The sequence below is a fragment of the Geobacillus sp. 47C-IIb genome, assembly GCF_014679705.1.
GTDB lineage: Bacteria > Bacillota > Bacilli > Bacillales > Anoxybacillaceae > Geobacillus > Geobacillus thermodenitrificans.
Genome location: NZ_CP061473.1, coordinates 1,089,947 through 1,115,845, shown reverse-complemented (window position 1 = coordinate 1,115,845; position 25,899 = coordinate 1,089,947). Strand labels below are relative to the sequence as shown.

The following is a 25,899-nucleotide window of genomic DNA, read 5'->3' as shown; positions in this document are numbered from 1 at the left end:
AGGAAAAATGATGGAAAAGCGGTACAACGGCTGGTCATACGATGAGGAGGAAGTACGGACGATTACGCAGCAAATTACTGAGTCGTATGAGAGCGGTATGATTGATGATGACGATGCATCGTATTATGACCCGCGCCGGGAAGTCGGCGAATAACCATAGCGACAACGCGCTATGGTTATTTTTTTATCATCGTGCCCCGGGAAGACCTCACTTCGACCCCATGAGGATAAGTGGGAGATGAATCCGTCATCACCCACTGTGGAGCGCACGAGGCTGGCGTGGTTGACAGCCTGCCGTGGGACGGGTGTTCCCGACACTCTCCTCTCTAAGCGTAAACGTCGGTGGCAGAGCGTTCCAATTCTCTCCTGTTTGTAGTAAAGTAAAAATGAGACAGGCGAATAGCGGCAAGGAGGGAGAACAGTGCGGCACGCCTTAATCACGGCTGGAGCGAAAGGGCTGGGTCGAAAAGTGACGGAGCTGCTGCTGGACAAAGGTTATTCAGTGACGGTTAACTACCGGAGCGATGAACGGGCAGTGCACTTGCTTCAAGAACGGTATAAGGACGCGAGCGATCGTCTCCAATTTGTGCGCGGCGATGTGACCAACAAAGACGATTTGGCGGCATTGGTTGACGCGGCCATGGAACGGTTCGGCCGCATTGATTTCCTCATTAACAACGCGGGACCATACATTTTTGAACGGAAAAAGCTGGCCGATTATACGGAAGATGAATGGTACGAGATGGTGGAAGGCAACTTGAGCTCGGTGTTCCATTTGGTAAGGCGGACGATTCCGATTATGCGGAAACAACGGTTCGGTCGCATCATTACGTATGGGTTCCAAGGAGCGGCCGATGCCCCGGGATGGGTGCATCGTTCGGCCTTTGGCGCTGCGAAGGTCGGGCTTGTGTCATTGACGAAAACGATCGCTCTCGAAGAGGCGGAATACGGCATCACCGCCAACATGGTCTGTCCAGGCAACATCGTTGGCGACATGAAAGAAGCGGACATTCAAGATGCCCGCACCAAGCGTGATGAGGAAACGCCCATCGGACGGCCTGGGACGGGAGAGGATATCGCTCGTGTCATCGCCTTTTTGTGCGAAGACGATTCGGACTTCATCACCGGCGCTGTCATTGATGTCACCGGCGGAGCGAACGTCATCTATCGCCACTTTTTCCGGTGATCGCAATGCCGTCTTCTTTTGCTGTTTGCTTTCCGGTTGAACAGGGAACAATAAAAGAGGAAGTGGCAAGGAAAAAGGAGGAAAATGAACGGTGAAAATTGGCGTTCCAAAAGAAATCAAAAATAATGAAAACCGTGTCGCCATTACACCGGCTGGCGTCATGACGCTTGTGAAAGCCGGGCATGACGTCTATGTTGAAACGAATGCCGGCGCCGGATCGGGCTTTTCAGATGCCGAATATGAACAAGCCGGAGCGGTGATCGTACCGAACGCCGAAGATGCGTGGGCGGCGGAGATGGTGTTGAAAGTGAAAGAACCGCTGCCTGAGGAATTCCGTTATTTTCGGCCTGGGTTGATTTTGTTTACGTATTTGCATTTGGCAGCGGCCGAAGAGCTAACAAAAGCGCTTGTTGAACAAAAAGTCGTCGGCATCGCCTATGAGACGGTGCAGTTGGAGAATGGCTCCCTGCCGCTATTAACCCCGATGAGTGAAGTCGCAGGCCGCATGTCGGTGCAAGTCGGTGCCCAGTTTTTGGAGAAGCCGCACGGCGGCAAAGGGATTTTGCTTGGCGGTGTACCCGGAGTGCGACGCGGCAAAGTGACAATCATCGGTGGGGGAACGGCTGGGACGAACGCAGCAAAAATCGCCGTCGGCCTCGGGGCGGACGTGACGATTTTGGACATCAACGCCGATCGGCTGCGTGAGTTGGATGATTTGTTTGGCGACCATGTGACGACGTTAATGTCCAACCCATACCATATCGCGGAATGTGTGCGCGAATCAGATTTGGTCGTCGGCGCGGTCTTGATCCCGGGGGCGAAAGCGCCAAAGCTCGTTACCGAAGAGATGGTTCGCTCGATGGCTCCAGGCTCGGTACTTGTCGATATTGCGATCGACCAAGGGGGCATTTTTGAAACAACCGACCGAGTGACGACGCATGACAACCCGACATACGTCAAGCACGGCATCGTCCATTACGCCGTCGCCAACATGCCGGGCGCTGTCCCACGCACCTCGACGTTTGCGCTTACGAACGTCACGATCCCATACGCCTTGCAGATCGCCAACAAAGGCTACCGCGCTGCGAGTCTTGACAATCCGGCATTGTTAAAAGGAATCAACACGCTAGACGGGCACATCGTGTACGAAGCGGTAGCGGCGGCTCACAATATGCCGTATATGGATGTTCATCAGGTATTAGGGTAATGAAATGGTGGCGGGGCGCCCAGTGATTCCCGAAGGAGAAGGTGCAAGAAACAAAGCCAATAAACCGCAAAGCTGCCCAACTCGGCCTTGCAGCAGGCCGGCGGGCAGCTTTCGCTGTTTAGACAAGAGAATCAGTTTCTAAACTCCGCACGTTAAACGATGATCAGTTCTTTTGAAAACGATGTCAGCACCTGACCCCCGCTGTCGGTGACAGCGATGTCATCCTCAATGCGCACGCCGCCGATTGCGGGGACGTAAATGCCTGGTTCGATTGTAAACACCATCCCTGGGACAAGAAGCTCTTCGTTTGCGCCATGGAGGGATGGGTGTTCGTGGACCTCAATCCCTAAGCCGTGGCCGACGCGATGGGTGAAGTACGGACCATAGCCGGCCTGTTCGATGACGCTGCGGGCGGCGCGATCGATGGCGCCCAAAGCTGTTTGCGGGCGGCAAGCATCAATCGCCGCTTGTTGGGCGCGCAGGACGGTGTCGTAAATGAGTCGTTGTTCGTCGCTTGCCGTTTGACAGACGACAGTGCGGGTGATGTCCGAACAATAGCCGTCAACGATGACTCCCAAATCGAATAAGACGAAATCGCCCGAAGCGACCGCTGCCGATCCCGGCACGCCGTGCGGATCGGCCGTGCGCGCGCCTGTCAGCACGGTTGTCGGAAACGACATTCCTTCCACGCCGAGCTTTTTCAGTTCATATTCGATCACAGCGACGAGCTCGAGCTCTGTTACGCCGGGGCGGATGGCCGATACGCCGATTTCAATCGCTCGGTCGGCGAGTTCGGCTGCCTGGCGCAACCGTTTCATTTCTTGCTCGTCTTTGATAAGGCGAAGCTGACGCAGTGTTTCTTCAGCGTCGAGCCATTGGACGTTGGGAAACAGCGCCGAAAGCCGCTCGAAACGCGCGAATGACAAATGGCTTTTCTCGACGGCGATGGTGTTTGCTTTAATCGCTCGTCCTTGCAGATGGCGGTGAATTTCTTCCCACGGGTCGGTGCTGTCATCATAGCCGATCACCGCATACCCCCAACCAGCCCGGCGGGCGCGGGCGGTTTCCATTTGCGGGCAGACGAGCACGGGCTCGCCGTCAGGAAAAACGAGAAGCGCGAGCAGCCGCTCGTGCGGGTCGCACCAAAATCCGCTTAAATAAAAGACGTTGGCGCTTGACGTGATGAAGGCAAATGAATCATCATGATGTTGAAGCCATAATGATAACGATTTCAGCCGTTGATTCATCGTTCCATTCCTTCCTTTTTTCGCTATCGTTCATTTTGAGCGTACCAAGAAACGGGCAAATTGTAAATGGATAAGCGGGAAAAGAAGGAAATGAACGCGCGGCGGCGAACCATGTTTAAGTGGAAAGGAGAGATGTGACTATGAAAATCAGCTACCATGGCCATTCAGTTGTTCGCATTGAAACAAACGGAAAAACGATTTTGATCGACCCGTTCATCACCGGCAACACAACGACCGACTTGAACGCAGCCGATGTGAAAGCGGACGTCATTTTGTTGACGCACGGGCACGGCGACCATGTGGGTGATACGGTCGAGATTGCGAAGCGGAACAATGCGCTCGTCGTAGCGACGTTCGAGCTGGCGACGTATTTAAGCTGGCAAGGGGTCGAGACGTTCGGTATGAACATCGGTGGGGCGCGCGAATTTGACTTTGGCACGGTGAAGTTCACACAGGCATTTCACAGCTCCGGCTTTGTGACAGAAGACAAACAAATCATTTATTTAGGCATGCCGACTGGCATTTTGTTCACCGCCGAAGGCAAAACGATCTACCATGCCGGTGACACCGGACTGTTTTCTGACATGAAACTGATCGGCGAGCGTCATTCGATCGATGTGGCGTTTTTGCCGATCGGCGACAGCTTCACGATGGGACCGGAAGATGCGGCGGTGGCTGCCGAATGGCTTGGGGCGAAGCTGGTCGTGCCGATCCATTACAACACGTTCCCGCCGATCGCACAAGATCCACAACAGTTCGTGTCGCTTCTCCCGCCGGGCGTCGGACGCGCCTTGCAGCCGGGCGAAAGCATCGAGCTGTAACCGCCTGTTCCTTGCAGTACAAACCGCTTTTAGCCGCTGTTCATTGAGGGGAAAGGAATTGACCTTTCCTCTCTTTTTGTCAACAGGACGACATGCCCCTTTGGTCAAACGGGTGGATGCGCGGTGATGCGGTTGGAGTGATTGGTGATTGCCGGTTGTGTTTTTTGATGAGCCACATCCTTCGCATAGCCCCTTCCCGTTGAATCGCTGCCGTTGTGCCCGTTATAATGAAAGTAACAATATGCAAAGGGTGAAGGACCGTTGGCGACAAAACATGAGCAAATTTTGCAATACATCCATCAGTTGCCGATTGGCGAGAAAATTTCTGTCCGCCAGATCGCCAAAGAAATGGGCGTGAGCGAAGGCACAGCGTATCGAGCGATTAAGGATGCGGAAAACAAAGGATATGTGAGCACGATTGAGCGCGTCGGCACGATTCGGATCGAGAAAAAGCGAAAGGAAAACATTGAAAAGTTGACGTATGCGGAAGTTGTTAACATCGTCGACGGACAAGTGCTCGGCGGGAGAGAAGGATTGTATAAGACGCTCAACCGCTTTGTCATCGGTGCGATGCAGCTGGAAGCGATGATGCGCTATACCGGGGCGGGCGATTTGTTGATTGTCGGCAACCGGACAAAAGCGCATGAGCTGGCGCTTCAAGCTGGGGCGGCAGTGCTCATCACCGGAGGGTTTGATACGGCCGATCACGTCAAAAAACTTGCCGACGAGCGGCAGCTGCCGATCATCTCGACGAGCTACGATACGTTTACCGTGGCGACGATGATCAACCGTGCCATTTACGACCAGTTGATTAAAAAAGAAATTGTGCTCGTCGAGGATATTATTATCCCGCTGGAAAAAACCGCGTACTTGCGCGTCAACGACCCGATTGAGCGGTGGTATGTATTAAACAAGGAAACGCGCCATAGCCGCTTCCCGGTTGTCGATGACGATTGGAAAGTACAAGGGATTGTGACGGCGAAAGACGTACTTGATATGGATCGCCAGCTGCCGATCGAAAAAGTGATGACGAAGCAGCCGATTACGGTGAATGGAAAAACGTCGGTCGCTTTTGCTTCCCACATTATGGTGTGGGAAGGGATCGAACTTCTTCCGGTTGTGGATGATCACCACCGGCTGCAAGGGATTATTAGCCGACAGGATGTGTTGAAAGCGCTGCAGATGGCACAGCGTCAGCCGCAAGTCGGCGAGACGATCGAAGACCTCATCACCGCCCAGTTTCGTGAGTCAGGCGACAAAGAGACGTTGTTTCGCTGCGCGATCACCCCGCAAATGACAAGCTATTTAGGGACGCTCTCGTATGGTGTGTTTACGACGATCGTCACCGAAGCGGCGGCACGGATGCTGAGGGCGTACAAACGCGGGGATTTAGTGATGGAAAACATAACCATTTACTTCATCAAGCCAGTGCAAATCGACAGCACGGTCGATGTGAAGGCGAAGTTGCTTGAACTCGGGCGCAAATTCGGGAAAGTAGATGTCGAGGTGTATAATGAAGGGGCGATCGTCGGCAAGGCGATGATGATGTGCCAGCTGATCGACCGATAGACGGTGAAGGCAAACGAAGGGGATGAGGCGATGCCAACGATTCGACCATCCCTTTTTACTTCTGAGAAAGGACACAAAGCAAGGCGAGGATATCGGTTTGTATGTTGCCAGAGGATGAAGGAGAGGAGCTGTTGCTCCTAGAGTGAGGCATCTCAACGATTTAGCGCCACCGATGGAAGACGGGGGAGAGGAGTAAAAAATTGGAAAATCATTTCGCCTTAAAAGAGCATTTACAGCAATTAGAGGAACGATTGTTAGACCCGAACATTCGCACAACACCAGCAGAGTTGGAAAAGCTGCTTGCAGATGATTTTTTTGAATTCGGAAGTTCGGGGAATGTCTGGTATAAAAAAGATTTCGTTGGCGAGGGTGGACTTAGTGCAACAGAAATGACTCTTTATGATTTTCATATACACCCTTTAACAGAACATGTGGTGCTAACAACATATCGTGTCAAAGATGAAACAAGAAGGCAACATACGTTGCGCAGTTCCATTTGGAAGCAGGTAGATGGGAGATGGCAAATGTTTTTCCATCAAGGAACGATCATACAATCGTGGTAGCCGTCCGATGAAACGAACACGTGCTTTAGATTGATGAAAACATCGCACTCTATGGAACCAATCGCAGCAAAAGCACAGTGAGAGGGGCAAACGGAAAAACTCGCTCATTTTGCACAACCATCGACCTTTTTGAGAAAAAGGAGCGCACGCCTAGACCATGCTGTCTGCGGTGCACTCCTTGATTTTTATCCCCGTTTCGCCGCTTCTTCCGCCTCTTGCGCCGCCTGCGGCAAATAATGACGGTAAGCGCGGTAGCCGGCCCAAGCGCTGCCCAAGCCTAAGGCGATAAAAATGGCGGAGATGATGTACGTTAATGTTGTTGAATACAAAAACAGTTGGTTGATGCCGAACAATGCGACAAACAATCCAAGTGCCATGCTCGATTTTGCTGAGTAAAACTGGCGCTCCATCGGGCGCTGCGCACGGACATAGCGGATTTTATAATAGACGTAAAACGAAAAGGAAAATATAATGAAAATAACCAGTGCTGGCATAGATGATCCCTCCGTTGTCCATTTCTTTTCCCATTGTACATAGAAACGGAAAAAAAGGCCAGCGGTTGAAAATGACAGGTAATCCAAAAGGGGAAGAACGATGAGAGAACAATGCCGACAAATTTTAGATGCGATTCGCCAATTTGACACGATCATCATTCACCGCCATGTGCGTCCAGATCCGGATGCGTACGGGTCGCAAGGTGGATTGGCGGCGCTGCTTCAAGCGTCATTTCCGGAAAAACGGGTGTATGCAGTCGGGACAGATGATCCGTCATTGTCATTTTTGCGGAAAATGGATGTCATTGACGACGATGTGTATGAACAGGCGCTTGTGATCGTCTGCGATACGGCCAATGAGGAGCGGATTTGTGACGGCCGCTACCGGCTTGGACGGAAACTCATCAAAATCGACCACCACCCGAACGACACGCCGTACGGTGATATGATGTGGGTCGATACCACAGCCAGCTCGACAAGCGAAATGATTTACGAGTTCTATTTGGCGGGGAAAGATCACGGGCTGACGATGACGGTGGAGGCGGCACGCTTAATCTACGCCGGTATTGTCGGGGATACGGGCCGCTTTTTGTTTCCGCGCACGAGTGAAAAAACGTTCCGTTACGCCGGGGAGCTCATTTCGTACGGCTTTTCGCTCTCAGAGTTGTATGACGGGCTGTATCGAACAAGCTTGCCGCTCGCGCGTTTGAGCGGTTACGTGCTGTCGAATTTCACGATCGACGAAGGAGTGGCGGCGGTGAAAATGCCGCGGGCGCTTCTTGAGGAGTACGGCGTTGCTCCGCTTGAAGCGTCGCAGCTTGTCGGATTGCTCGGCAATATCGATGGCATTGTTGCCTGGGTGTTTTTCATTGAGGAAGAGAAGGAGATTCGCGTCCGCTTCCGGTCAAAAGGACCGATCATCAATGTTGTCGCCAAACAGTACGGCGGCGGAGGCCATCCGCTTGCGGCCGGTGCTTCCATCGCTTCATGGGAAGAAGCTGACCGTATTGTTGAAGATGTGAAAGCCGTCTGTCGGGCCGAGCGGTAAAGGAAGGAGTTGTTCTTCCGGAAAAAGCCCATATGCGCCGATATGGTCATGAGAAAAGGTGTCCCGACCTTTGGGGACACCCTCTTTTGCCGCCGGCGGACAATGGCGCGCCACCAGGAGATTGATTACGGGAGCGGCGTTAATTTGACTTCGACCGCTAAGATGGTGAAAATCGTGAGTGTATGAATTTGAAGACGGTATGGTTTTTCGTGGATCGTATACGTTTTGTTTTCGATGGCCCGTTTGATCAAATCACGGCTGTTGTACACTGTTTCAATGTCCTTTGTAATTAAATGGGACAAGTCTTCTTTGACGCTGTCTTCGATGCGAAACGTCGTGTACGAGTCAAGCTTGTACTGCTTAGCGTTGGCGAGATGGACGGAAACGTCTTGTACGGTCAGCTTTTTTTTCATTTCTTTGTTGTAATGGATATAGTCCTCTTGCCAAATGCGAATTTCATTTTGTAAATCAGCAATCTGCTCATTGAGCTCGTTGACATGCCGCGCTTGTTTTTCCTGCAGGACGCCGAAAATATATAAAAAGACAAACCAACTAATCAGCGCTCCGATCGCTGCGCCGGCGAAAAAGCGCTGCCATGATGGGGATTGGTAATGCGGAGAAATTCTCATGGCGAAATGTGCTCCTGCGTCAGCCACGTAATGATCGCTACCCCTGTTTGCGCGCCGCCCATGGCAGACAAAATCAACAAAAATTGCCGTACGATGTCTTTCGTTTCCCCAAGAAACAGCCCCCGCTCGACGACATAAAACGTATCAAACGTCCCGCCGATGGCGGCCACCACCGCCCAAATGCGCAAATCGCCGGCGAACCGATACATGGCTGTCAGCGGCTGGCCGCCGCTCAAAAAAGCGCCGAGCGCGCCGATGATGGCGCCGCCGAGCAGCACGCCGACCGCGATGAAATAGCTTTGAATAAACGCTGGCAAAAAGGCCACTTTTTCGTTCATCTGTTTCCCCGCCCTTTCTTTTCTTTTACTATGTATATCAACAAGTTGGACGGAGTATGTAGCTGAAAGAGAAGTTTTCGCCCGTAAAGTGTACGGATGAAGGAGGGATGGCAATGACGTTCGTCCACTTGCACGTGTTAAGCGGATATAGCTTGTTTCAAAGTACGGCCACGGTCGAGGCGCTTGTGGCAAAAGCAAAACAGCTAGGCTACCGGGCTTTAGCGCTCACCGACCATCAGGTGTTGTATGGTGCCATTCCGTTTTATCGGGAGTGTCAGCGCCACGGGCTCCGACCGATCATCGGCATGATGGCTGATGTTGTCCTTGACGGGGACAGCGGGGCGTTTCCGCTCGTCTTGCTCGCGGCCAATGAGGAAGGATACCGCCATTTAATTGAGATAAGCACAGCGGTTCAAATGGGGGAAGAAAAGCATGTTCATGAAGCCGCCCTCCGCCGCTTGAGCGGTGGAATCATTGCCATCACTCCGGGGCTGAACGGGCGGGTTGAATCGTTTCTCGCAGCCGGAGAAGTTGCGCAGGCCAAAGAAACGTTGCTTCGCTATCGACAGCTGTTTGCCGGCTGTTTATATATAGCCATCCAGCGCGGCGAGCGGACGCGCGCTCCGTATGAAAGTGCGCTGTTGAGGCTGGCTGAAGAGACCGGTGTCCCGGTGGTTGCGACGAACGAGGTTCGCTACGTTGAGCGCGAAGATGCGCTCGCATGGCGCTGCTTGGAGGCGATTGGTGACGGTGTGCCGCTTGCGCATATTCCGGAAGAGGATGAGCGGTATTTAGCCGCGCCGGATGAGATGGCTCGCCGGTTTGCCGACTTGCCAGAGGCGCTTGAAAACAGTATGAATATCGCCAATCAGTGTGAGCTCCATATCGAGTTCGGCCGCTGGCGGCTGCCGAAGTTTCCGGTGCCGGACGGAGAGACGGCGGATAGCTATTTGCGCCGCTTGTGCGAACAAGGGCTCGCCCGCCGCGTGCCATCGGCGGATGCGCGCTACCGGGAGCGGCTTGAGCATGAGCTGCACATCATTCAAACGATGCGGTTTAGCGACTATTTTTTGATCGTCGCTGATGTGCTCGCCTACGCTCGTCAACGCGGCATTTTGACCGGCCCGGGCCGCGGTTCGGCGGCCGGATCGCTCGTCGCCTACGCTTTGTCGATTACCGATGTCGATCCGATCGAATACGGGCTCTTGTTTGAACGGTTTTTAAACCCGGAACGGGTGTCGGTGCCGGATATCGACTTAGATTTCCCTGATGATCGCCGTGAAGAAGTGATTCGCTATGTCGTGGAAACATACGGGCGTGATCACGTCGCGCAAATTATTACGTTCGGCACGTTCGGCGCCAAAGCGGCGCTCCGCGAGACGGCGAAGGTGCTTGGCGTCTCTGGGCGCGAAGCGGAACGAGTTATGGCGCTGTTGCCGAACAAACAAGGCGTGACCATCAGCCAATGGCATCGTGAATCCGCTGCTTTCCGCCGTGCGCTCCGTGCCCTCCCTGACGGAGAGCGATGGCTTACGATCGCGAAAAAGTTGGAAGGATTGCCACGCCATACGTCCATCCATGCTGCAGGCGTCATTATCAGTCCAGATCCGCTTATGCGTCATGTGCCGCTGCAGCCGAGCCATGGCGAGTGGCCGCTCACGCAATACGCCATGGGGGCATTGGAAGCACTCGGTTTATTGAAGATTGACTTTCTCGGCTTGCGCACGTTGACTCTGCTCGGGCAAATGGTGCGCCTGATCGAAAGGCAGACGGGAAAGCCGTTTGATGTGCGCACGTTGCCGCTTGATGATGAAAAAACGTACGCCCTGCTTAGTGCCGGGGATACAAGCGGCGTTTTTCAGCTTGAATCAAGCGGGATGAAGCGCGTACTTGCCGAATTGCGGCCGTCGACATTGGAAGAGATCGTCGCCGTCAATGCGCTGTACCGGCCGGGGCCGATGAACATGATCCCTACTTATATCCGGCGCAAGCGCGGCGAAGAGGCGATTTCGTATCTCCATCCGGACCTTGAGCCAATTTTAGCGCCGACATACGGTGTTCTCATTTATCAAGAACAAATTATGCAAATCGCTGCCCGGATTGCTGGATTTTCGCTTGGCAAAGCGGATGTGCTCCGGCGGGCGGTGGCGAAAAAGGAAAAAGCGCTGCTCGCTGAACACCGGGAGGCGTTTGTGGCCGGCTGCGTAGCGAACGGCTATCCAGCGCCGATGGCCGAAGAGTTGTACCGGCAAATCGTTCGCTTTGCCGATTACGGTTTCAACCGGAGCCATGCCGTCAGTTATACGCTGCTGTCGTATGCGTTGGCGTATATAAAAGCCCATTATCCGCTTTGCTTTTATGCGGTCATGCTCTCGAACGCTTCCGGTGACCGGGAAAAAATGGTGCTTTATAGCTACGAGGCGGCGCGAAAAGGCATCGCACTTTTGCCGCCGTCGGTCAATCGAAGCGGCTACCGGTTCGCCGTTGAAGGGGAGGCGATCCGTGCGGGATTGGCAACGGTGAAGCATGTCGGCTCGGCGGCGAAGCTCATCATTGATGAGCGGAAGGAGAACGGGCCGTTTGCGGACTTTTTTGATTTTGCCGTTCGTCTGTTGCCAAAAGGGTTGGCGCGTTCGGCGCTCGAGGCGCTCATTTCCGCCGGTGCGTTTGACGAGTTGGGTGAGGAGCGGGGTTCACTTTTGGCTAGTATTGAGATCGCCATCGAACACGTGCAACTGATGCGGCCATATTTAGAAGCCGGAGGGCTGTCGCTCAAGCCGAAATATGCGGATGCGCCGCCGTTGTCACCGGCCGAGCGGCGGCAGCGGGAAAAAGAACTGCTTGGCTTCGCTGTCACTCCGCATCCAGCCGCCGTCTGCCGCCCTTTATTTCAAGCGGTCCGGGCGGTGCCTGCGGCTGAGGTGCACGGTTCGCCGGTCGTTGTTGGCGGCTGCATCGCCGAGTTACGGAAAACGAGAACGAAATTTGGAGAAGAAATGGCATTTATAACGGTGAGCGATGAAAGTGGAGAATTGGAGGCGGTCGCTTTCCCATCCGTCTATGCCCGTGCGGCTGGTGAGCTTGAAGAAGGGAATTTTGTGCTGCTCGCCGGAACGGTGGACATGCGCGCCGGACGGCGCCAGCTCGTCCTCCGCCGGGCGGAACGCCTGCCGGCGTCGGCGCTGTACATTCATGCGAGCCTTGCAGACAGATCTCGGCTTTCCGCGCTGAAGCTGTTGCTTGAGCAGCATCGCGGCAGCACTCCGGTTTATTTGTACGATGAGACGAAGCGGTCGCTCCTCCGCCTGCCGGAGCGGTATGGCGTCGCTTTGACCGCGCCGCTGATCGATGAACTGATCGCCTTGTTCGGCGCTCGTCGCCTAGCTGTTAAATAAATCGCCCTTTACTATTTCGCTATTTTATTATATCGTATAACCATTAGGTGGTCAGACCAGTATGGAATTGAGAAGTGAGGAAAAGCCGCCGATTCTCGTCACCCATCGTTCCCAAGGTCGGTAAAGATTCAGTTTTCGACTTTAGAAATCTTTTTGCTAGTAAATCGCCGGGAGGGATCTTCGTTGAACGACGAGAAAGTGTATGCTGAGACGTTGAAACATATTCACCGTCTCATTGTTCAGGATGGCCTCGCCCCCGGCGATAAGCTGCCGTCGGAGCGGGAGTTGGCCGAACGGCTTGGAGTCGGTCGTTCGTCAGTGCGCGAGGCGCTGCGGGCGCTCGAATTTCTCGGCCTGATTGAAACGCGGCGCGGCGAAGGAACCTATATGTGTGAGATCGGCAGCCATCAGCTAGTCGATTTGCTGGCGATGTTTTTGCTTGAAAATGAACGGGCAAAAGCCGATTTGGCGGAAACGAAATGGCTTGTCGAACGGCTGTTGCTTGAACTCTTCTGTCAGCGTCAAGGTGAGGAAGCCATAGGAAGGCTTGAAAAAACCGTTCGTCAAAAACCGATCGATTTCGAGCGGTTTTTTCAGACGATCGCCGAAGCAGCTGGCAATTACTTGCTTGTCCGCATTTGGCGGGCGTTGTCCGCGTTTGCGGCCGCCTTTGCGCCGAAGCCGTCGCTTGCGGATTCATTTTATGACCAGCTGCTAGCAGCATTGAAAAAGCGTGATTCGGCGGAAGCCATCGCCGTATGGGAGGCGCACCGGCCCTGGCCATTGTCGAAAAAGAGCTGACACCGTTTGACAAACAATCGTACGTATTTTCGATAAAGTAGTAGAGAGGCGAAAACGCAAAGGAGGGGCTCCCTCGTGTGGAAAGATTTATTTGTGAAAAAGAAAAAATATGCGGCAATCCCTTCCGAGCCGTTGAGGCCTGAAGTGCCGGAAGGCGTAATGACGAAATGCCCGCAATGCAAAAAGATCATGTATACAAAAGAATTAGTGAAAAACTTGCGCGTTTGCTTAAGCTGTGGCTACCATCATCCCATGCCGGCGCGCGAACGGATTGAAAGCGTACTTGATGAAGGCAGCTTTCGCGAGTATGACGCCGGCATGACATCGGTCAACCCGCTCGGGTTCCCGGGTTATATAGAAAAACTGGAAGCAGATCGGCGCAAATCCGGATTGAACGAGGCGGTCGTCACCGGCGAGGGGACGCTTGAAGGCCATCCGCTTGCCATCGCGGTGATGGACTCATCGTTCCGCATGGGCAGCATGGGATCGGTTGTCGGTGAAAAAATCGCCCGCGCCGTCGAACGGGCGCACGAACAGCGGATGCCGTTTCTCATTTTTACCGCTTCCGGCGGCGCCCGCATGCAAGAAGGAGTGCTAAGCCTGATGCAAATGGCGAAAACGAGCGCGGCGCTCAAACGATTCAGCAACGACGGGGGCTTGTTTATTTCCGTCATGACCCACCCAACGACGGGCGGCGTATCGGCAAGCTTCGCCTCGCTTGGCGATTACAACTTCGCCGAACCTGGCGCGCTCATCGGTTTTGCCGGCCGCCGCGTCATCGAACAGACGGTGCGCGAAGAGCTGCCGGAAGACTTCCAGACAGCGGAGTTTTTGTTAAAGCACGGGCAGTTGGATGCCGTCATTCATCGGCATGAGCTGAAGGAGAAGCTCGCCGTCGTGTTGGCGATTCACGCAGGAGGAGGGGAATCAGGATGGTGGCGGAATTAGAATTTGAAAAGCCGCTCGTCGAGTTGCGCCGCAAAATTCAAGAGCTGAAAGAGTTTATGAAAACGGCAGACGTCGATTTGTCGTCGGAAATTGAAAAGCTGGAGGCGCGCCTCACCAAGCTTGAGAACGAAGTGTACGCGAATTTGACGCCGTGGGATCGCGTGCAAATCGCCCGCCATCCGCAGCGGCCAACGACGCTTGATTATATTGAGCGGCTGTTTACGAACTTTTTCGAATGCCATGGCGACCGCTGTTTTGGTGATGATGAGGCGATCGTCGGCGGCATTGCGGATTATGATGGGCTTCCGGTGACGGTGATTGGCCACCAGCGCGGTAAAGATACGAAAGAAAACTTGCGCCGCAATTTCGGCATGCCGCATCCGGAAGGCTACCGGAAGGCGCTTCGGCTCATGAAACAAGCGGAAAAATTTTCCCGGCCGATCATTTGCTTTATTGATACAAAAGGCGCCTATCCAGGCAAAGCGGCTGAAGAGCGCGGCCAAAGCGAAGCGATCGCTCGCAACTTGTTTGAAATGGCAGGATTGACGGTACCGGTCGTCTGCATCGTCATCGGTGAGGGCGGAAGCGGCGGAGCGCTGGCGCTTGGTGTCGGTAACCACATTCATATGCTTGAAAACTCAACGTACTCGGTCATTTCACCGGAAGGAGCGGCCGCTATCTTATGGAAAGATGCGTCATTAGCCCAACGGGCAGCGGAAACGATGAAAATTACCGCTCATGACTTAAAGACGCTCGGCGTCATTGACGAAATCATTCCAGAAGTGAAAGGCGGCGCCCATCGCAATGCCGACGAGCAGGCGAAAGAAATTGACCGCGTGTTGCGCGCTTCGCTGAAGCAGCTGTTGACGCTCGACGGTGAGGCGCTCGTTGAACAGCGCTATGAAAAATTTAAACAAATGGGCCAAGTATCGTTTTTACAAGAAACGATTCGGGCAAGATAAGGAAAAAGCTGTCTCCATCTGTGGGACAGCTTTATTCTGTCTAGAAAAATTCATTAATGTAAGCCGTTTCAGTGAGGGCTTCGATATTGTGTTCCTTAGATGTTCATGGTACATTAGGAATGTTCAAGAGCGACAGACGTATGAGGTCGGACGTGTTGAATTCCATGTAAATGAGGTGGAAAATCATGAAACGGATTGGTGTATTGACAAGCGGCGGCGACTCGCCGGGGATGAACGCCGCCATTCGTGCCGTCGTCCGCAAGGCGATTTATCACGGCGTGGAAGTGTATGGCGTCTACTACGGCTATGCGGGGCTGATTGCCGGCAACATTAAAAAGTTGGAAGTCGGCGATGTCGGTGATATTATCCATCGCGGCGGCACCATGTTATATACGGCTCGCTGTCCGGAGTTTAAAACAGAAGAAGGGCAGAAAAAAGGGATTGAACAGTTGAAAAAGCACGGCATTGAAGGGCTTGTCGTCATCGGTGGCGACGGTTCGTACCAAGGGGCAAAAAAGCTGACTGAACATGGTTTTCCGTGCGTTGGGGTACCAGGAACGATTGATAACGACATTCCAGGTACGGATTTTACGATCGGTTTTGATACGGCGCTGAATACAGTCATTGATGCCATTGACAAAATTCGTGATACGGCAACCTCACATGAACGGACGTACGTCATCGAAGTCATGGGTCGTCATGCCGGCGACATCGCCTTATGGTCCGGTCTTGCTGGCGGGGCGGAAACGATTTTAATTCCAGAAGCGGACTACGATATGAACGACGTCATCGCCCGGTTGAAACGCGGCCATGAGCGTGGCAAGAAACATAGCATTATCATCGTTGCTGAAGGGGTTGGCAGCGGTGTTGACTTCGGCCGGCAAATTCAAGAGGCGACCGGATTTGAAACGCGCGTCACTGTTTTAGGCCATGTGCAGCGCGGCGGGTCGCCGACAGCGTTTGACCGTGTGCTAGCTAGCCGTCTTGGCGCCCGTGCGGTAGAGTTGCTGTTGGAAGGAAAAGGAGGACGCTGCGTCGGCATTCAACAAAACCAGCTTGTCGACCATGACATTGCCGAAGCGTTAGCGCAGAAACATACCGTCGATCAGCGGATGTACTTACTGTCGAAAGAATTGTCCATCTAATTCCCGAGGGGAAAGGAAGAGGAAACGATGAAGCGGAAAACGAAAATCGTCTGTACCATTGGGCCGGCAAGTGAAAGTGTGGACAAGCTTGAACAACTGATTGAAGCGGGAATGAACGTAGCACGCCTGAATTTTTCGCATGGCGATTACGAGGAACATGGACGGCGCATTGCCAACATTCGTGAGGCAGCGCAGCGAACGGGCAAAACGGTCGCCATTTTGCTTGATACGAAAGGCCCGGAAATCCGGACGCACAATATGGAAAACGGTGCGATCGAACTGAGAGAAGGAGCGAAGCTGGTCATTTCGATGAGCGAAGTGCTCGGCACGCCAGAAAAGATCTCGGTCACTTATCCGGGATTGATCGATGACGTATCTGTCGGTTCGAAAATTTTGCTCGACGATGGGTTGATCGCCCTTGAGGTCAATGCAGTTGACAAGCAAGCCGGAGAAATTATCACGACCGTTTTAAACGGCGGCGTGTTGAAAAACAAAAAAGGGGTCAACGTCCCGGGGGTGCGCGTCAACTTGCCGGGGATTACCGAGAAAGACCGGGCCGATATTTTGTTTGGCATTCGTCAAGGAATCGACTTTATCGCTGCCTCGTTCGTTCGCCGAGCGTCCGATGTGCTCGAAATTCGCGAGCTGCTTGAAGCGAACGATGCCCTCCATATCCAAATTATCGCCAAAATTGAGAATGAAGAAGGCGTCGACAACATCGACGAAATTTTAGAAGCAGCCGACGGCCTCATGGTGGCCCGCGGTGATTTAGGCGTCGAAATTCCGGCTGAGGAAGTGCCGCTCATCCAAAAGCTGTTGATCAAAAAGTGCAATATGCTCGGCAAGCCGGTCATTACAGCGACGCAAATGCTTGATTCGATGCAGCGCAACCCGCGGCCGACGCGGGCGGAAGCAAGCGACGTCGCCAACGCTATTTTTGACGGCACGGATGCTGTCATGCTTTCTGGGGAAACGGCGGCTGGCCAATATCCAGTCGAAGCGGTCAGAACGATGCACCAAATTGCACTCCGCACCGAACAGGCGCTTGAGCACCACGATATTTTGTCCCAGCGCACAAAAGAAAGCGCGACGACGATTACCGATGCCATCGGGCAGTCAGTCGCTCATACAGCCTTAAATTTAGATGTAGCAGCGATCGTTACGCCGACGGTGAGCGGGAAAACGCCGCAAATGGTGGCGAAATACCGCCCGAAAGCGCCGATTATTGCTGTCACCTCAAACGAAGCGGTATCGCGCCGGTTGGCGCTCGTATGGGGCGTCTATACGAAAGAAGCGCGACATGTGAACACGACGGATGAAATGCTCGATGTCGCCGTCGATGCCGCGGTGCGTTCCGGTTTGGTGAAGCACGGTGATTTAGTCGTCATCACCGCCGGGGTTCCGGTCGGTGAGACCGGTTCGACGAACTTAATGAAAGTGCACGTCATCAGCGACTTGATCGCGAAAGGACAAGGCATCGGTCGCAAGTCGGCGTTTGGCAAGGCCGTTGTGGCGAAAACAGCGGAAGAAGCGTGTCAAAAAATGGTGGAGGGTGGCATTTTAGTCACCATCAACACCGATGCCGATATGATGCCGGCAATTGAAAAGGCGTCGGCGATCATTACCGAGGAAGGCGGATTGACAAGCCATGCCGCGGTTGTTGGCCTAAGCCTTGGCATTCCTGTCGTTGTCGGGGTGAACAATGCAACAAGCTTGTTTAAAGACGGGCAAGAAATTACGGTCGACGGAGGGTTTGGTGCTGTCTACCGCGGCCACGCAAGCGTCTTGTAATATCGTTTTATGATCGAAAAAAGAGGATGTCCCAAAAGTGTTCGCATAGCGTTCGCTTTTGGGACACTTTTTTGGATAAAAAAGAAGAAAACCGTTCCTCTTTTGGTATAATAGAGTCACCACAACCCTACCAAAGAAAGGACGGTTTTCTTATGTACATTTATTATAACCGAGATCAACTCATTTTGCCAATGGATCTTGAAATTTTCATTCCCAAACATCATCTTTGCCGGATCGTGGATCTGGCAGTGGAAAAAATGGATCCGGCTCTGTTCGTTTCCCTCTATCCTGGCGGAGGGCGTCCAGCCTATCATCCGAAAATGATGTTGAAAGTCATCCTGTATGCCTACGCCAATCGGATCTACTCCTCTCGCCAAATCGCCAAGCAGTTGAAAGAAAACATTTACTTTATGTGGCTATCCGGCCATCAAACACCGGATTTTCGCACGATCAACCGATTTCGGTCGGAACGGATGAAGGACATCATTTACGAAACGTTTTTCTCCATTGTCGATCTTCTGCGTCAAGAAGGGTTGGTCAAGTTAGAGGATTATTTTCTGGATGGAACGAAAATCGAGGCCAATGCCAACCGATATACATTCGTTTGGCGCAAATCAACGGAAAAGTACGATCAGAAACTGGAGGAGAAATTCCGGAAAATCGTTGCCTCGATCGAACAGGTGACGAAAGAAGATGAAGAGGCGGAACAAGAGGGGGATTTTCAAGAAAAGCTGGAAGCTTCACCGATCACGTCCGAAAGGATCGAAGCCGTCATCGAACAAGTGGAAGAGCGCCTAAAGAAAGAGCCGAAGAATCGTACGTTAAAGAAAGCCAAACGGCAATTGGAACAAGATCTTCTCCCCCGTAAGAAAAAATATGAAGAATACAAAGAAAGATTAGGCGAACGGAACAGTTTTTCGAAAACGGATCCGGATGCCACGTTTATGCGGATGAAGGACGACCATATGAAAAACGGCCAGCTCAAACCGGGGTACAATGTGCAGATTGGGACAGAGAACCAATTCATCACTGGATTTAGCGTGCATCAACGGGCAGGGGATGCCGGATGTTTCATTCCGCATTTGGAGCAATTGGCCGCCTATGGGCGTCCAATGCCTAAACAAGCCATTGCGGATTCCGCCTATGGGAGTGAGGAGAACTACACGTACTGTGAGAAAAAGGAGATAGTCGCCCTGATCAAGTACAACACGTTGGATCGGGAACAAACGAAAGCGTGGGCGAAGGAGATCGGCCGAATCGAGAACATGACGTATGATGAGGAGCTGGATGAGTGGATTTGCGCCAAAGGGGAACGGTTGGTGTTTGTGTATGAACGGAAGGAAACGACCGACAACGGGTACGTTACCGTCAAACGGACGTATCGTTGTACGGCTTGTGCCGGATGCCCGTTTCAGACGGCATGCGCCAAAGGCAAAGACACGAAAACCATCCGCGTTTCCTTGAAAAATCAACAACAACGGCAGGAGATCCGTAAACGGCTGTCCACGGAAGAAGGGGCGGCGACGTACCGAAAACGACAAATCGAAAACGAGCCGGTGTTTGGGCAAATCAAGCACAACCAGCAATTTCAGCGCTTTTTGTTAAGAGGGCTCCCAAAAATTACCTTGGAATGGGGGCTTATTTGTGCTGCTCACAATTTGAGAAAGTGGGCGGCCACAACCGATCCAACAAAGAAAAAACAGGATAAAATTCAGAAATAAGGAGAAATTCCTGCTTCAAAAAAGGAATAAATAACCAAATAGTAAAGAAAAGAAACAGAGGCTGTCCCCAAAAGGTCGGTTTAACGACCTTTTGAGACAGCCTCTTTTTATGAGGATGGTTTACCGATGATAAAACGCCAAATGTCGTGAAAGACGTTGGCACTATGGAGCGTGCGGATAATGACGAGAATGACCGGGCCGGCGATCAAGCCGAGAAAGCCGAGCAGCTTGAAGCCAACAAACAAGGCAATGAGCGTCGCGAGCGGGTCGAGACCGATCGATGAGGAAAGGACTTTCGGCTCCATAATTTGCCGCTGGACGAGCACGACGATATACAAAACGCCAAGCCCGATCGCAAACGGGATGTCGCCGCTGACCGCCGCGTAAATAATCCAAGGCACGAACACAATCCCCGTCCCTAAGTAAGGCAAAATATCGACGAATCCGATGATTAAGGCGATTGTAATAGCGTAATCGACGCGCAAAATGAGCAAGCCGATCAACACGATGACGGTCGTAATCGAAATGAGCGTCGCCTGTGCTTTAATAAAGCCAAACAGCGCCCGCTTCAAGTCAAGAAACACCGTTTTTCCGCTTGTGCGGGCTTTCGCGGGCAGCCATTGCTGTATCATCCGCATGAGACGGTGCCAGTCTTTGCTGATGAAAAAGGTGGCGAGCAGCGAAAAAATAAAAACTGTCGCCGCGTTCGGCAGCCAGGCGAGGAGCTGCGGAATGTTTTGCAACACGCGCTGGATGAATTCGCCGACTGTCGTCGCAATTTGCGTTCCGACCGCCTGGATGTTTTGCATGATTGTATCCTGCTGATTATCATTTAAACTTTTAAACAGGACGGCTAAGTCTTGATAGAGTGGGATGAGCTGATTGGCCGCAAACGACTCCATGTACGCGATGAGCGCCTGGAATTTTTCCGGCACGACGTCGGCCAAGTATTGCGTTCCCGAAACGATTTCGGCAATTAACAGAATCACGATTCCCGCAACAGCGGCAAACAGGACGATCAGCGTCACGCTGACGGCGAGCCAGCGCGGCATTTTCGTCTTTCGTTCCAAAAAATTGACGAGCGGATTGATGAGAAGAGCGATAAAAAAGGCAATAATAAACGGGTACGTCACCGTCGAGACATAATAGGCGGCCATGAGGCCCAACACAACGACGGCGATGACAATGAGAAAGCGCAAAAAACGGTCGATATAGACTCGGGACAATGTTTCACCCCCAACGGTTTTCCATACTGATATATTACATGTTTCTTTACGAAGAAGCAAAAAGACAAGTTTCATAGGAAAGGACGGACGCTTATGAATGAACCAGTATTATTTTTGCTTTTGCTTTTGGCGATCGGGGTGATCGCAAAAAATCAGTCGCTCATCATCGCCATTGCGGTGCTGTTGGCCATCAAACTGTTCGGGTTGGAAGCGCGGCTGTTGCCGGCCATTCAGGCGAAAGGAATCAACTGGGGGGTTACGGTCATTACGGTTGCAGTGTTGGCGCCGATTGCCACCGGAGAGATCGGGTTTAAGCAGCTCATCGGCTCGCTGCAGTCGGCGTCGGCCTGGATTGCCCTCTTATCTGGCATTTTTGTGGCGTTAATTGCCAAAGGAGGGGTGACGCTTTTGGCCAGTGACCCGCACATCACCGCTTCACTTGTGTTGGGTACGGTCATTGCCGTATCGCTGTTTCACGGGGTGGCAGTCGGACCATTAATTGGCGCAGGAATTGCCTATGTGGTTATAAAAATGGTAGAATATTTTTGAAGCTGGGCGAGGATCATTATTCCTGTGTAATAATCTTTTGACAAATGGATGCATTACCGTTCACAAAAATCTGATAATTGTTTATAATAATAGGCGTAAGCTAGTTTTCGGCCCAAGCGACATATAGCGTTGTCACAACAAGGCGGCAGCCGATGTGTCAATGTAAGCACTTTCTTGTGTATGTCTGTTTTTGCATCCATTTCGAGCAAGCGCTCACCAGCCGTCTAGTGGCAAGGCAGGAATTATGAAGAAAAGGGGAGATTCGTATGACAGTAACCCGCGGTTTAGAAGGGGTTGTGGCGACAACCTCAAGCATCAGCTCGATCATCGATGATACATTGACGTATGTCGGCTATAACATTGATGATTTAGCCGAAAACGCTTCCTTCGAAGAGGTCATTTATTTGCTTTGGCATCGGGTGCTGCCAACAAAAGAGCAGCTGGCGGAACTGAAACAGCAGCTTGCAGAGAATGCGGAGATTCCGAACGAAATCATTGAGCATTTTAAATTATACCCGATCGATAAAGTGCATCCGATGGCCGCGTTGCGCACGGCGATTTCGCTCCTCGGCCTGTATGATGAAGAGGCGGATGTTATGACGAAAGAGGCAAACTACCGGAAAGCAATCCGCCTGCAGGCGAAAATCCCGACGATCGTCACCGCATTTGCCCGCGTGCGCAAAGGATTGGAACCGGTTGCGCCGCGCAAAGATTTAAGCTTTGCTGCGAATTTCTTGTATATGCTCACCGGTGAGGAGCCGAATGAAATTGCGGAGGAAGCGTTCAACAAGGCACTCGTGCTGCATGCTGACCATGAGCTGAACGCATCGACGTTCACGGCGCGTGTCTGCGTGGCAACGCTGTCGGACATTTATTCTGGCATTACTGCAGCGATCGGCGCCTTGAAAGGGCCGCTTCACGGCGGGGCGAACGAAGCGGTCATGAAAATGTTGACGGAAATCGGCACGATCGACAACGTTGAGCCGTACATCCGCGGAAAACTGGCCAATAAAGAGAAAATTATGGGGTTTGGCCACCGCGTCTACCGGAAAGGCGACCCGCGCGCCAAGCATTTGAAAAAAATGTCGGAAAAACTGACGAAGCTTGTTGGTGAACCGCACTGGTATGAAATGTCGACGAAGATTGAAGAAATCGTCACATCGGAAAAAGCGTTGCCGCCGAACGTTGACTTTTATTCCGCCTCGGTTTACCATTGTTTAGGAATCGACCATGATTTATTTACGCCGATTTTTGCCGTCAGCCGGACATCGGGATGGTTAGCCCACATTTTAGAGCAATATGACAACAACCGTCTCATCCGTCCGCGTGCGGAGTACACCGGCCCGAGCAAGCAAGTGTACGTGCCGATTGAACAGCGCGGTTAAACAAGTGGACAAGGCGCTGAAGGCCAACCTTCACGCCTTTTCAATAAAAAATGGCATTGGGGGTTTTACTCGTGACGCAAGGGGAAAAAATTACTGTCACCAATGGTGTTCTCAACGTTCCAAACAACCCGATCATCCCGTTCATTGAAGGGGACGGAACGGGTCCGGACATTTGGGCAGCCGCTTCGCGCGTGCTCGAAGCAGCCGTTGAAAAAGCGTACAAAGGCGAGAAGAAAATCGTCTGGAAGGAAGTGCTTGCTGGTGAAAAAGCGTACAAGCTGACGGGCAACTGGCTTCCAGATGAAACGCTTGAGACGATCCGCGAATACATAATCGCTATTAAAGGGCCGTTGACGACGCCGGTTGGCGGTGGCATCCGTTCGTTGAACGTTGCGCTCCGCCAAGAGCTGGACTTGTTCGTCTGCCTGCGTCCGGTTCGTTACTTCCAAGGTGTTCCGTCGCCGGTAAAACGTCCGGAAGATACCGACATGGTCATTTTCCGCGAAAATACGGAAGACATTTACGCCGGTATTGAGTATGCAAAAGGGACCCCAGAAGTGAAAAAAGTGATTGACTTTTTGCAAAACGAAATGGGCGTGCGCAAAATCCGCTTCCCGGAAACGTCCGGTATCGGCATCAAACCGATTTCTGAAGAAGGAACGAAACGGCTCGTGCGCGCGGCAATCAACTATGCGATCGAACACGGCCGCAAGTCGGTTACGCTCGTCCATAAAGGGAACATTATGAAGTTCACTGAAGGGGCGTTTAAAAACTGGGGTTATGAGCTGGCTGAACAAGAGTTCGGCGACAAAGTGTTCACGTGGGCACAATATGACCGGATCGTTGAAGCAGAAGGAAAAGAAGCGGCGAACAAAGCGCTTGCTGACGCGGAAGCGACCGGTAAAATCATCATTAAAGACGCCATCGCCGACATCTTCCTGCAGCAAATTTTGACGCGTCCGCGCGAATTTGATGTCATCGCGACGATGAACTTAAATGGCGATTACATTTCCGATGCACTCGCAGCCCAAGTCGGCGGTATCGGCATCGCACCAGGAGCGAACATCAACTATGAAACCGGTCACGCCATTTTCGAAGCGACGCACGGCACGGCGCCGAAATATGCTGGTTTGGACAAAGTCAATCCGTCGTCGGTTATTTTGTCCGGCGTCATGATGTTTGAGCATCTCGGCTGGAACGAAGCAGCTCAATTGATCATTCAAGCAATGGAAAAAACGATCGCGTCCAAAGTGGTCACGTACGATTTCGCCCGTCTGATGGAAGGGGCAACCGAAGTGAAATGTTCGGAATTTGCTGATGCGCTCATCCGCAATATGGACTAACCTTTAACGAAGGGGATGGCAAACGATGGCGATGAAACGGAAAAAAATTTCGGTCATTGGCGCCGGATTTACGGGAGCGACGACGGCGTTCCTTTTGGCGCAAAAAGAGCTTGGCGACATCGTGCTTGTCGACATTCCGCAGCTTGAGAACCCGACGAAAGGGAAAGCGCTCGATATGCTCGAGTCAAGCCCGGTACTCGGCTTTGACGCGAACATCGTCGGTACGTCGGATTACGCTGACACGGCTGATTCTGACATCGTCGTCATTACGGCCGGCATCGCCCGCAAGCCGGGAATGAGCCGCGACGACTTAGTGACGACAAACCAAAAAATCATGAAACAAGTGACGAAAGAAGTCGTCAAATACTCGCCAAACTGCTACATCATCGTCTTGACGAACCCAGTCGATGCGATGACGTATACGGTCTTTAAGGAATCCGGATTCCCGAAAAACCGCGTCATCGGTCAATCGGGCGTCCTCGATACGGCACGCTTCCGTACGTTCGTCGCCCAGGAGCTGAACATTTCGGTGAAAGACGTCACCGGGTTTGTGTTGGGCGGCCATGGCGATGACATGGTGCCGCTCGTCCGCTACTCGTACGCCGGCGGCATTCCGCTTGAAAAACTTATTCCAAAAGACCGTCTTGACGCCATCGTTGAGCGGACGCGCAAAGGCGGCGGCGAAATCGTCAACCTGCTTGGCAATGGCAGCGCCTACTATGCGCCGGCTGCCTCGCTTGCCGAAATGGTCGAGGCGATTGTCAAAGATCAACGCCGCATTTTGCCGGCGATCGCCTACCTTGAAGGCGAATACGGCTATGAAGGCATTTATTTGGGGGTGCCAACGATCCTAGGTGGCAACGGCATCGAGAAAGTGATTGAGCTCGAGCTGACCGAGGATGAAAAAGCGGCACTCGCCAAATCGGTTGAGTCGGTCAAAAACGTCATGCGCGTATTAGAATAACCGCAAGGCAAAAATTCGGGCGTTGTCCCGAATTTTTGCACCTTCATTTTGAAAGCGTTTTCCAAATCAAGGGGGTGGGAACGTGTTAAAAAAACGGAAGTTGGGGAGAACAATCAGGGAAATCCAACCTGGAGAAAAGCTTGTCTTCCAGGCGGCCATTGAAGATAAAGATTTGCTTCTTTATCTCGGGCTGACCGATGATGCGAATCCGCTTTACATTCAGCATGACTACGCCTCACAAACACCGCTCGGGAAGCCGATCGTTCCGACCGTCATGTTGACGGGGATGATTACGTCAGCAGTCTCCAAATATTTGCCGGGTCCGGGAAGCTACATTACGCGGCAGGATCTTCGTTTTCTCCGTCCGGTGTATCATTATGAAACGCTCGAATTTTTGCTTGAAGTGGCAGAGGTGGATGAGGCGGGGCATTGTGTCACATTGAACGTGACAGCGACGCGCGGTGCGGAGACGGTGCTTGATGGCACGTTGTCCGTCTGTCCGCCGCACGCACTTCCGCGCTTCGATGGCCGTGTGCTAGAAAATTTTTGATAAAAAAGGCGTCGCTA

General features: G+C 52.5%; 24 protein-coding genes. 19 read left to right on the top strand and 5 right to left on the bottom strand.

Annotated features, from left to right (window positions below):
- Positions 1–7: 7 nt before the first annotated feature.
- The 3 genes from IC804_RS05635 (at position 8) to ald (ending at position 2,393) form a co-directional block, all read left to right on the top strand.
- On the top strand, positions 8–154 hold the full coding sequence (locus IC804_RS05635; RefSeq protein WP_167526070.1) for a hypothetical protein: 147 nt from the start codon (positions 8–10) through the stop codon (positions 152–154).
- A 267-nt stretch (positions 155–421) separates the two neighbouring features.
- Positions 422–1,186, top strand: a complete 765-nt coding sequence (locus tag IC804_RS05630; RefSeq protein ID WP_011887965.1) for an SDR family oxidoreductase — start codon at positions 422–424, stop codon at positions 1,184–1,186.
- Positions 1,187–1,277: 91 nt separating this feature from the next.
- Positions 1,278–2,393, top strand: coding sequence for an alanine dehydrogenase (gene ald / locus IC804_RS05625; protein WP_008880874.1), 1,116 nt, complete (start codon positions 1,278–1,280; stop codon positions 2,391–2,393).
- Between the two features lie 152 nt (positions 2,394–2,545).
- Here the strand turns inward: ald and IC804_RS05620 are convergent, their stop codons facing one another.
- Positions 2,546–3,640: a M24 family metallopeptidase gene (locus IC804_RS05620; protein WP_060476103.1), complete on the bottom strand. Its 1,095-nt coding sequence runs from the start codon at positions 3,638–3,640 to the stop codon at positions 2,546–2,548.
- 140 nt (positions 3,641–3,780) lie between these two features.
- On the opposite strand from IC804_RS05620, the gene IC804_RS05615 reads away from it, so the two are divergent.
- The 3 genes from IC804_RS05615 to IC804_RS05605 all read left to right on the top strand — a co-directional run bounded on the left by IC804_RS05615 (position 3,781) and on the right by IC804_RS05605 (position 6,593).
- Positions 3,781–4,461, top strand: coding sequence for a metal-dependent hydrolase (locus IC804_RS05615; RefSeq protein ID WP_008880872.1), 681 nt, complete (start codon positions 3,781–3,783; stop codon positions 4,459–4,461).
- Positions 4,462–4,722: 261 nt separating this feature from the next.
- Entirely contained in the window at positions 4,723–6,030 is a 1,308-nt protein-coding gene (locus IC804_RS05610; protein ID WP_029760610.1) for a CBS domain-containing protein, read from the top strand.
- A gap of 200 nt (positions 6,031–6,230) precedes the next feature.
- On the top strand, positions 6,231–6,593 hold the full coding sequence (locus IC804_RS05605; protein ID WP_008880870.1) for a nuclear transport factor 2 family protein: 363 nt from the start codon (positions 6,231–6,233) through the stop codon (positions 6,591–6,593).
- Between the two features lie 185 nt (positions 6,594–6,778).
- On the opposite strand, the gene IC804_RS05600 is transcribed toward IC804_RS05605, so the two are convergent.
- On the bottom strand, positions 6,779–7,087 hold the full coding sequence (locus IC804_RS05600; protein WP_008880869.1) for a YtpI family protein: 309 nt from the start codon (positions 7,085–7,087) through the stop codon (positions 6,779–6,781).
- 100 nt (positions 7,088–7,187) lie between these two features.
- On the opposite strand from IC804_RS05600, the gene IC804_RS05595 reads away from it, so the two are divergent.
- Positions 7,188–8,135 carry a DHH family phosphoesterase gene (locus IC804_RS05595; protein WP_008880868.1) on the top strand — a complete coding sequence of 316 codons (948 nt, stop codon included), beginning with the start codon at positions 7,188–7,190 and terminating at the stop codon, positions 8,133–8,135.
- Positions 8,136–8,260: 125 nt separating this feature from the next.
- Here IC804_RS05595 and ytrI read toward each other — a convergent pair whose 3' ends face one another.
- Both ytrI and IC804_RS05585 read right to left on the bottom strand, forming a co-directional pair.
- The gene (gene ytrI, locus IC804_RS05590; protein WP_008880867.1) at positions 8,261–8,764 is read right to left on the bottom strand and encodes a sporulation membrane protein YtrI; all 504 of its coding nucleotides are present in this window, start codon (positions 8,762–8,764) and stop codon (positions 8,261–8,263) included.
- A complete protein-coding gene (locus tag IC804_RS05585) occupies positions 8,761–9,102 on the bottom strand; it encodes a sporulation membrane protein YtrH (protein WP_008880866.1) in 342 nt (113 codons plus the stop codon). Before IC804_RS05585 ends, ytrI begins: the two co-directional genes overlap by 4 nt.
- A gap of 113 nt (positions 9,103–9,215) precedes the next feature.
- Between IC804_RS05585 and dnaE the strand changes: the two genes are divergently transcribed.
- From dnaE to IC804_RS05550, 7 genes are all read left to right on the top strand, one after another.
- Positions 9,216–12,497, top strand: coding sequence for a DNA polymerase III subunit alpha (gene dnaE, locus IC804_RS05580; RefSeq protein WP_029760611.1), 3,282 nt, complete (start codon positions 9,216–9,218; stop codon positions 12,495–12,497).
- A gap of 183 nt (positions 12,498–12,680) precedes the next feature.
- Positions 12,681–13,298: a FadR/GntR family transcriptional regulator gene (locus tag IC804_RS05575; RefSeq protein ID WP_008880864.1), complete on the top strand. Its 618-nt coding sequence runs from the start codon at positions 12,681–12,683 to the stop codon at positions 13,296–13,298.
- 75 nt (positions 13,299–13,373) lie between these two features.
- Positions 13,374–14,246, top strand: a complete 873-nt coding sequence (gene accD / locus IC804_RS05570; protein ID WP_008880863.1) for an acetyl-CoA carboxylase, carboxyltransferase subunit beta — start codon at positions 13,374–13,376, stop codon at positions 14,244–14,246.
- Positions 14,231–15,208, top strand: a complete 978-nt coding sequence (accA, locus tag IC804_RS05565) for an acetyl-CoA carboxylase carboxyl transferase subunit alpha (protein ID WP_060476100.1) — start codon at positions 14,231–14,233, stop codon at positions 15,206–15,208. The genes accD and accA overlap by 16 nt, the downstream gene beginning before the upstream one ends.
- A gap of 185 nt (positions 15,209–15,393) precedes the next feature.
- Positions 15,394–16,353, top strand: coding sequence for a 6-phosphofructokinase (gene pfkA, locus IC804_RS05560; RefSeq protein WP_008880861.1), 960 nt, complete (start codon positions 15,394–15,396; stop codon positions 16,351–16,353).
- A gap of 27 nt (positions 16,354–16,380) precedes the next feature.
- The gene (gene pyk / locus IC804_RS05555; protein ID WP_060476099.1) at positions 16,381–18,144 is read left to right on the top strand and encodes a pyruvate kinase; all 1,764 of its coding nucleotides are present in this window, start codon (positions 16,381–16,383) and stop codon (positions 18,142–18,144) included.
- A gap of 152 nt (positions 18,145–18,296) precedes the next feature.
- The gene (locus IC804_RS05550) at positions 18,297–19,865 is read left to right on the top strand and encodes an IS1182 family transposase (RefSeq protein ID WP_190300613.1); all 1,569 of its coding nucleotides are present in this window, start codon (positions 18,297–18,299) and stop codon (positions 19,863–19,865) included.
- Between the two features lie 107 nt (positions 19,866–19,972).
- On the opposite strand, the gene ytvI is transcribed toward IC804_RS05550, so the two are convergent.
- Complete coding sequence (gene ytvI, locus IC804_RS05545) at positions 19,973–21,091, bottom strand: sporulation integral membrane protein YtvI (protein ID WP_041264639.1); 1,119 nt, start codon at positions 21,089–21,091, stop codon at positions 19,973–19,975.
- A gap of 93 nt (positions 21,092–21,184) precedes the next feature.
- On the opposite strand from ytvI, the gene IC804_RS05540 reads away from it, so the two are divergent.
- From IC804_RS05540 to IC804_RS05520, 5 genes are all read left to right on the top strand, one after another.
- Positions 21,185–21,640: a DUF441 domain-containing protein gene (locus IC804_RS05540; protein WP_008880858.1), complete on the top strand. Its 456-nt coding sequence runs from the start codon at positions 21,185–21,187 to the stop codon at positions 21,638–21,640.
- Positions 21,641–21,906: 266 nt separating this feature from the next.
- Positions 21,907–23,025 carry a citrate synthase gene (citZ, locus tag IC804_RS05535; RefSeq protein ID WP_008880857.1) on the top strand — a complete coding sequence of 373 codons (1,119 nt, stop codon included), beginning with the start codon at positions 21,907–21,909 and terminating at the stop codon, positions 23,023–23,025.
- A 71-nt stretch (positions 23,026–23,096) separates the two neighbouring features.
- Positions 23,097–24,368, top strand: a complete 1,272-nt coding sequence (gene icd / locus IC804_RS05530) for an NADP-dependent isocitrate dehydrogenase (RefSeq protein WP_008880856.1) — start codon at positions 23,097–23,099, stop codon at positions 24,366–24,368.
- A gap of 25 nt (positions 24,369–24,393) precedes the next feature.
- Positions 24,394–25,332 (top strand): malate dehydrogenase, encoded by a 939-nt coding sequence (gene mdh, locus IC804_RS05525; protein ID WP_008880855.1) that lies wholly within the window; start codon positions 24,394–24,396, stop codon positions 25,330–25,332.
- Between the two features lie 82 nt (positions 25,333–25,414).
- On the top strand, positions 25,415–25,882 hold the full coding sequence (locus tag IC804_RS05520) for a MaoC family dehydratase (RefSeq protein ID WP_011887956.1): 468 nt from the start codon (positions 25,415–25,417) through the stop codon (positions 25,880–25,882).
- Positions 25,883–25,899 lie beyond the last annotated feature (17 nt).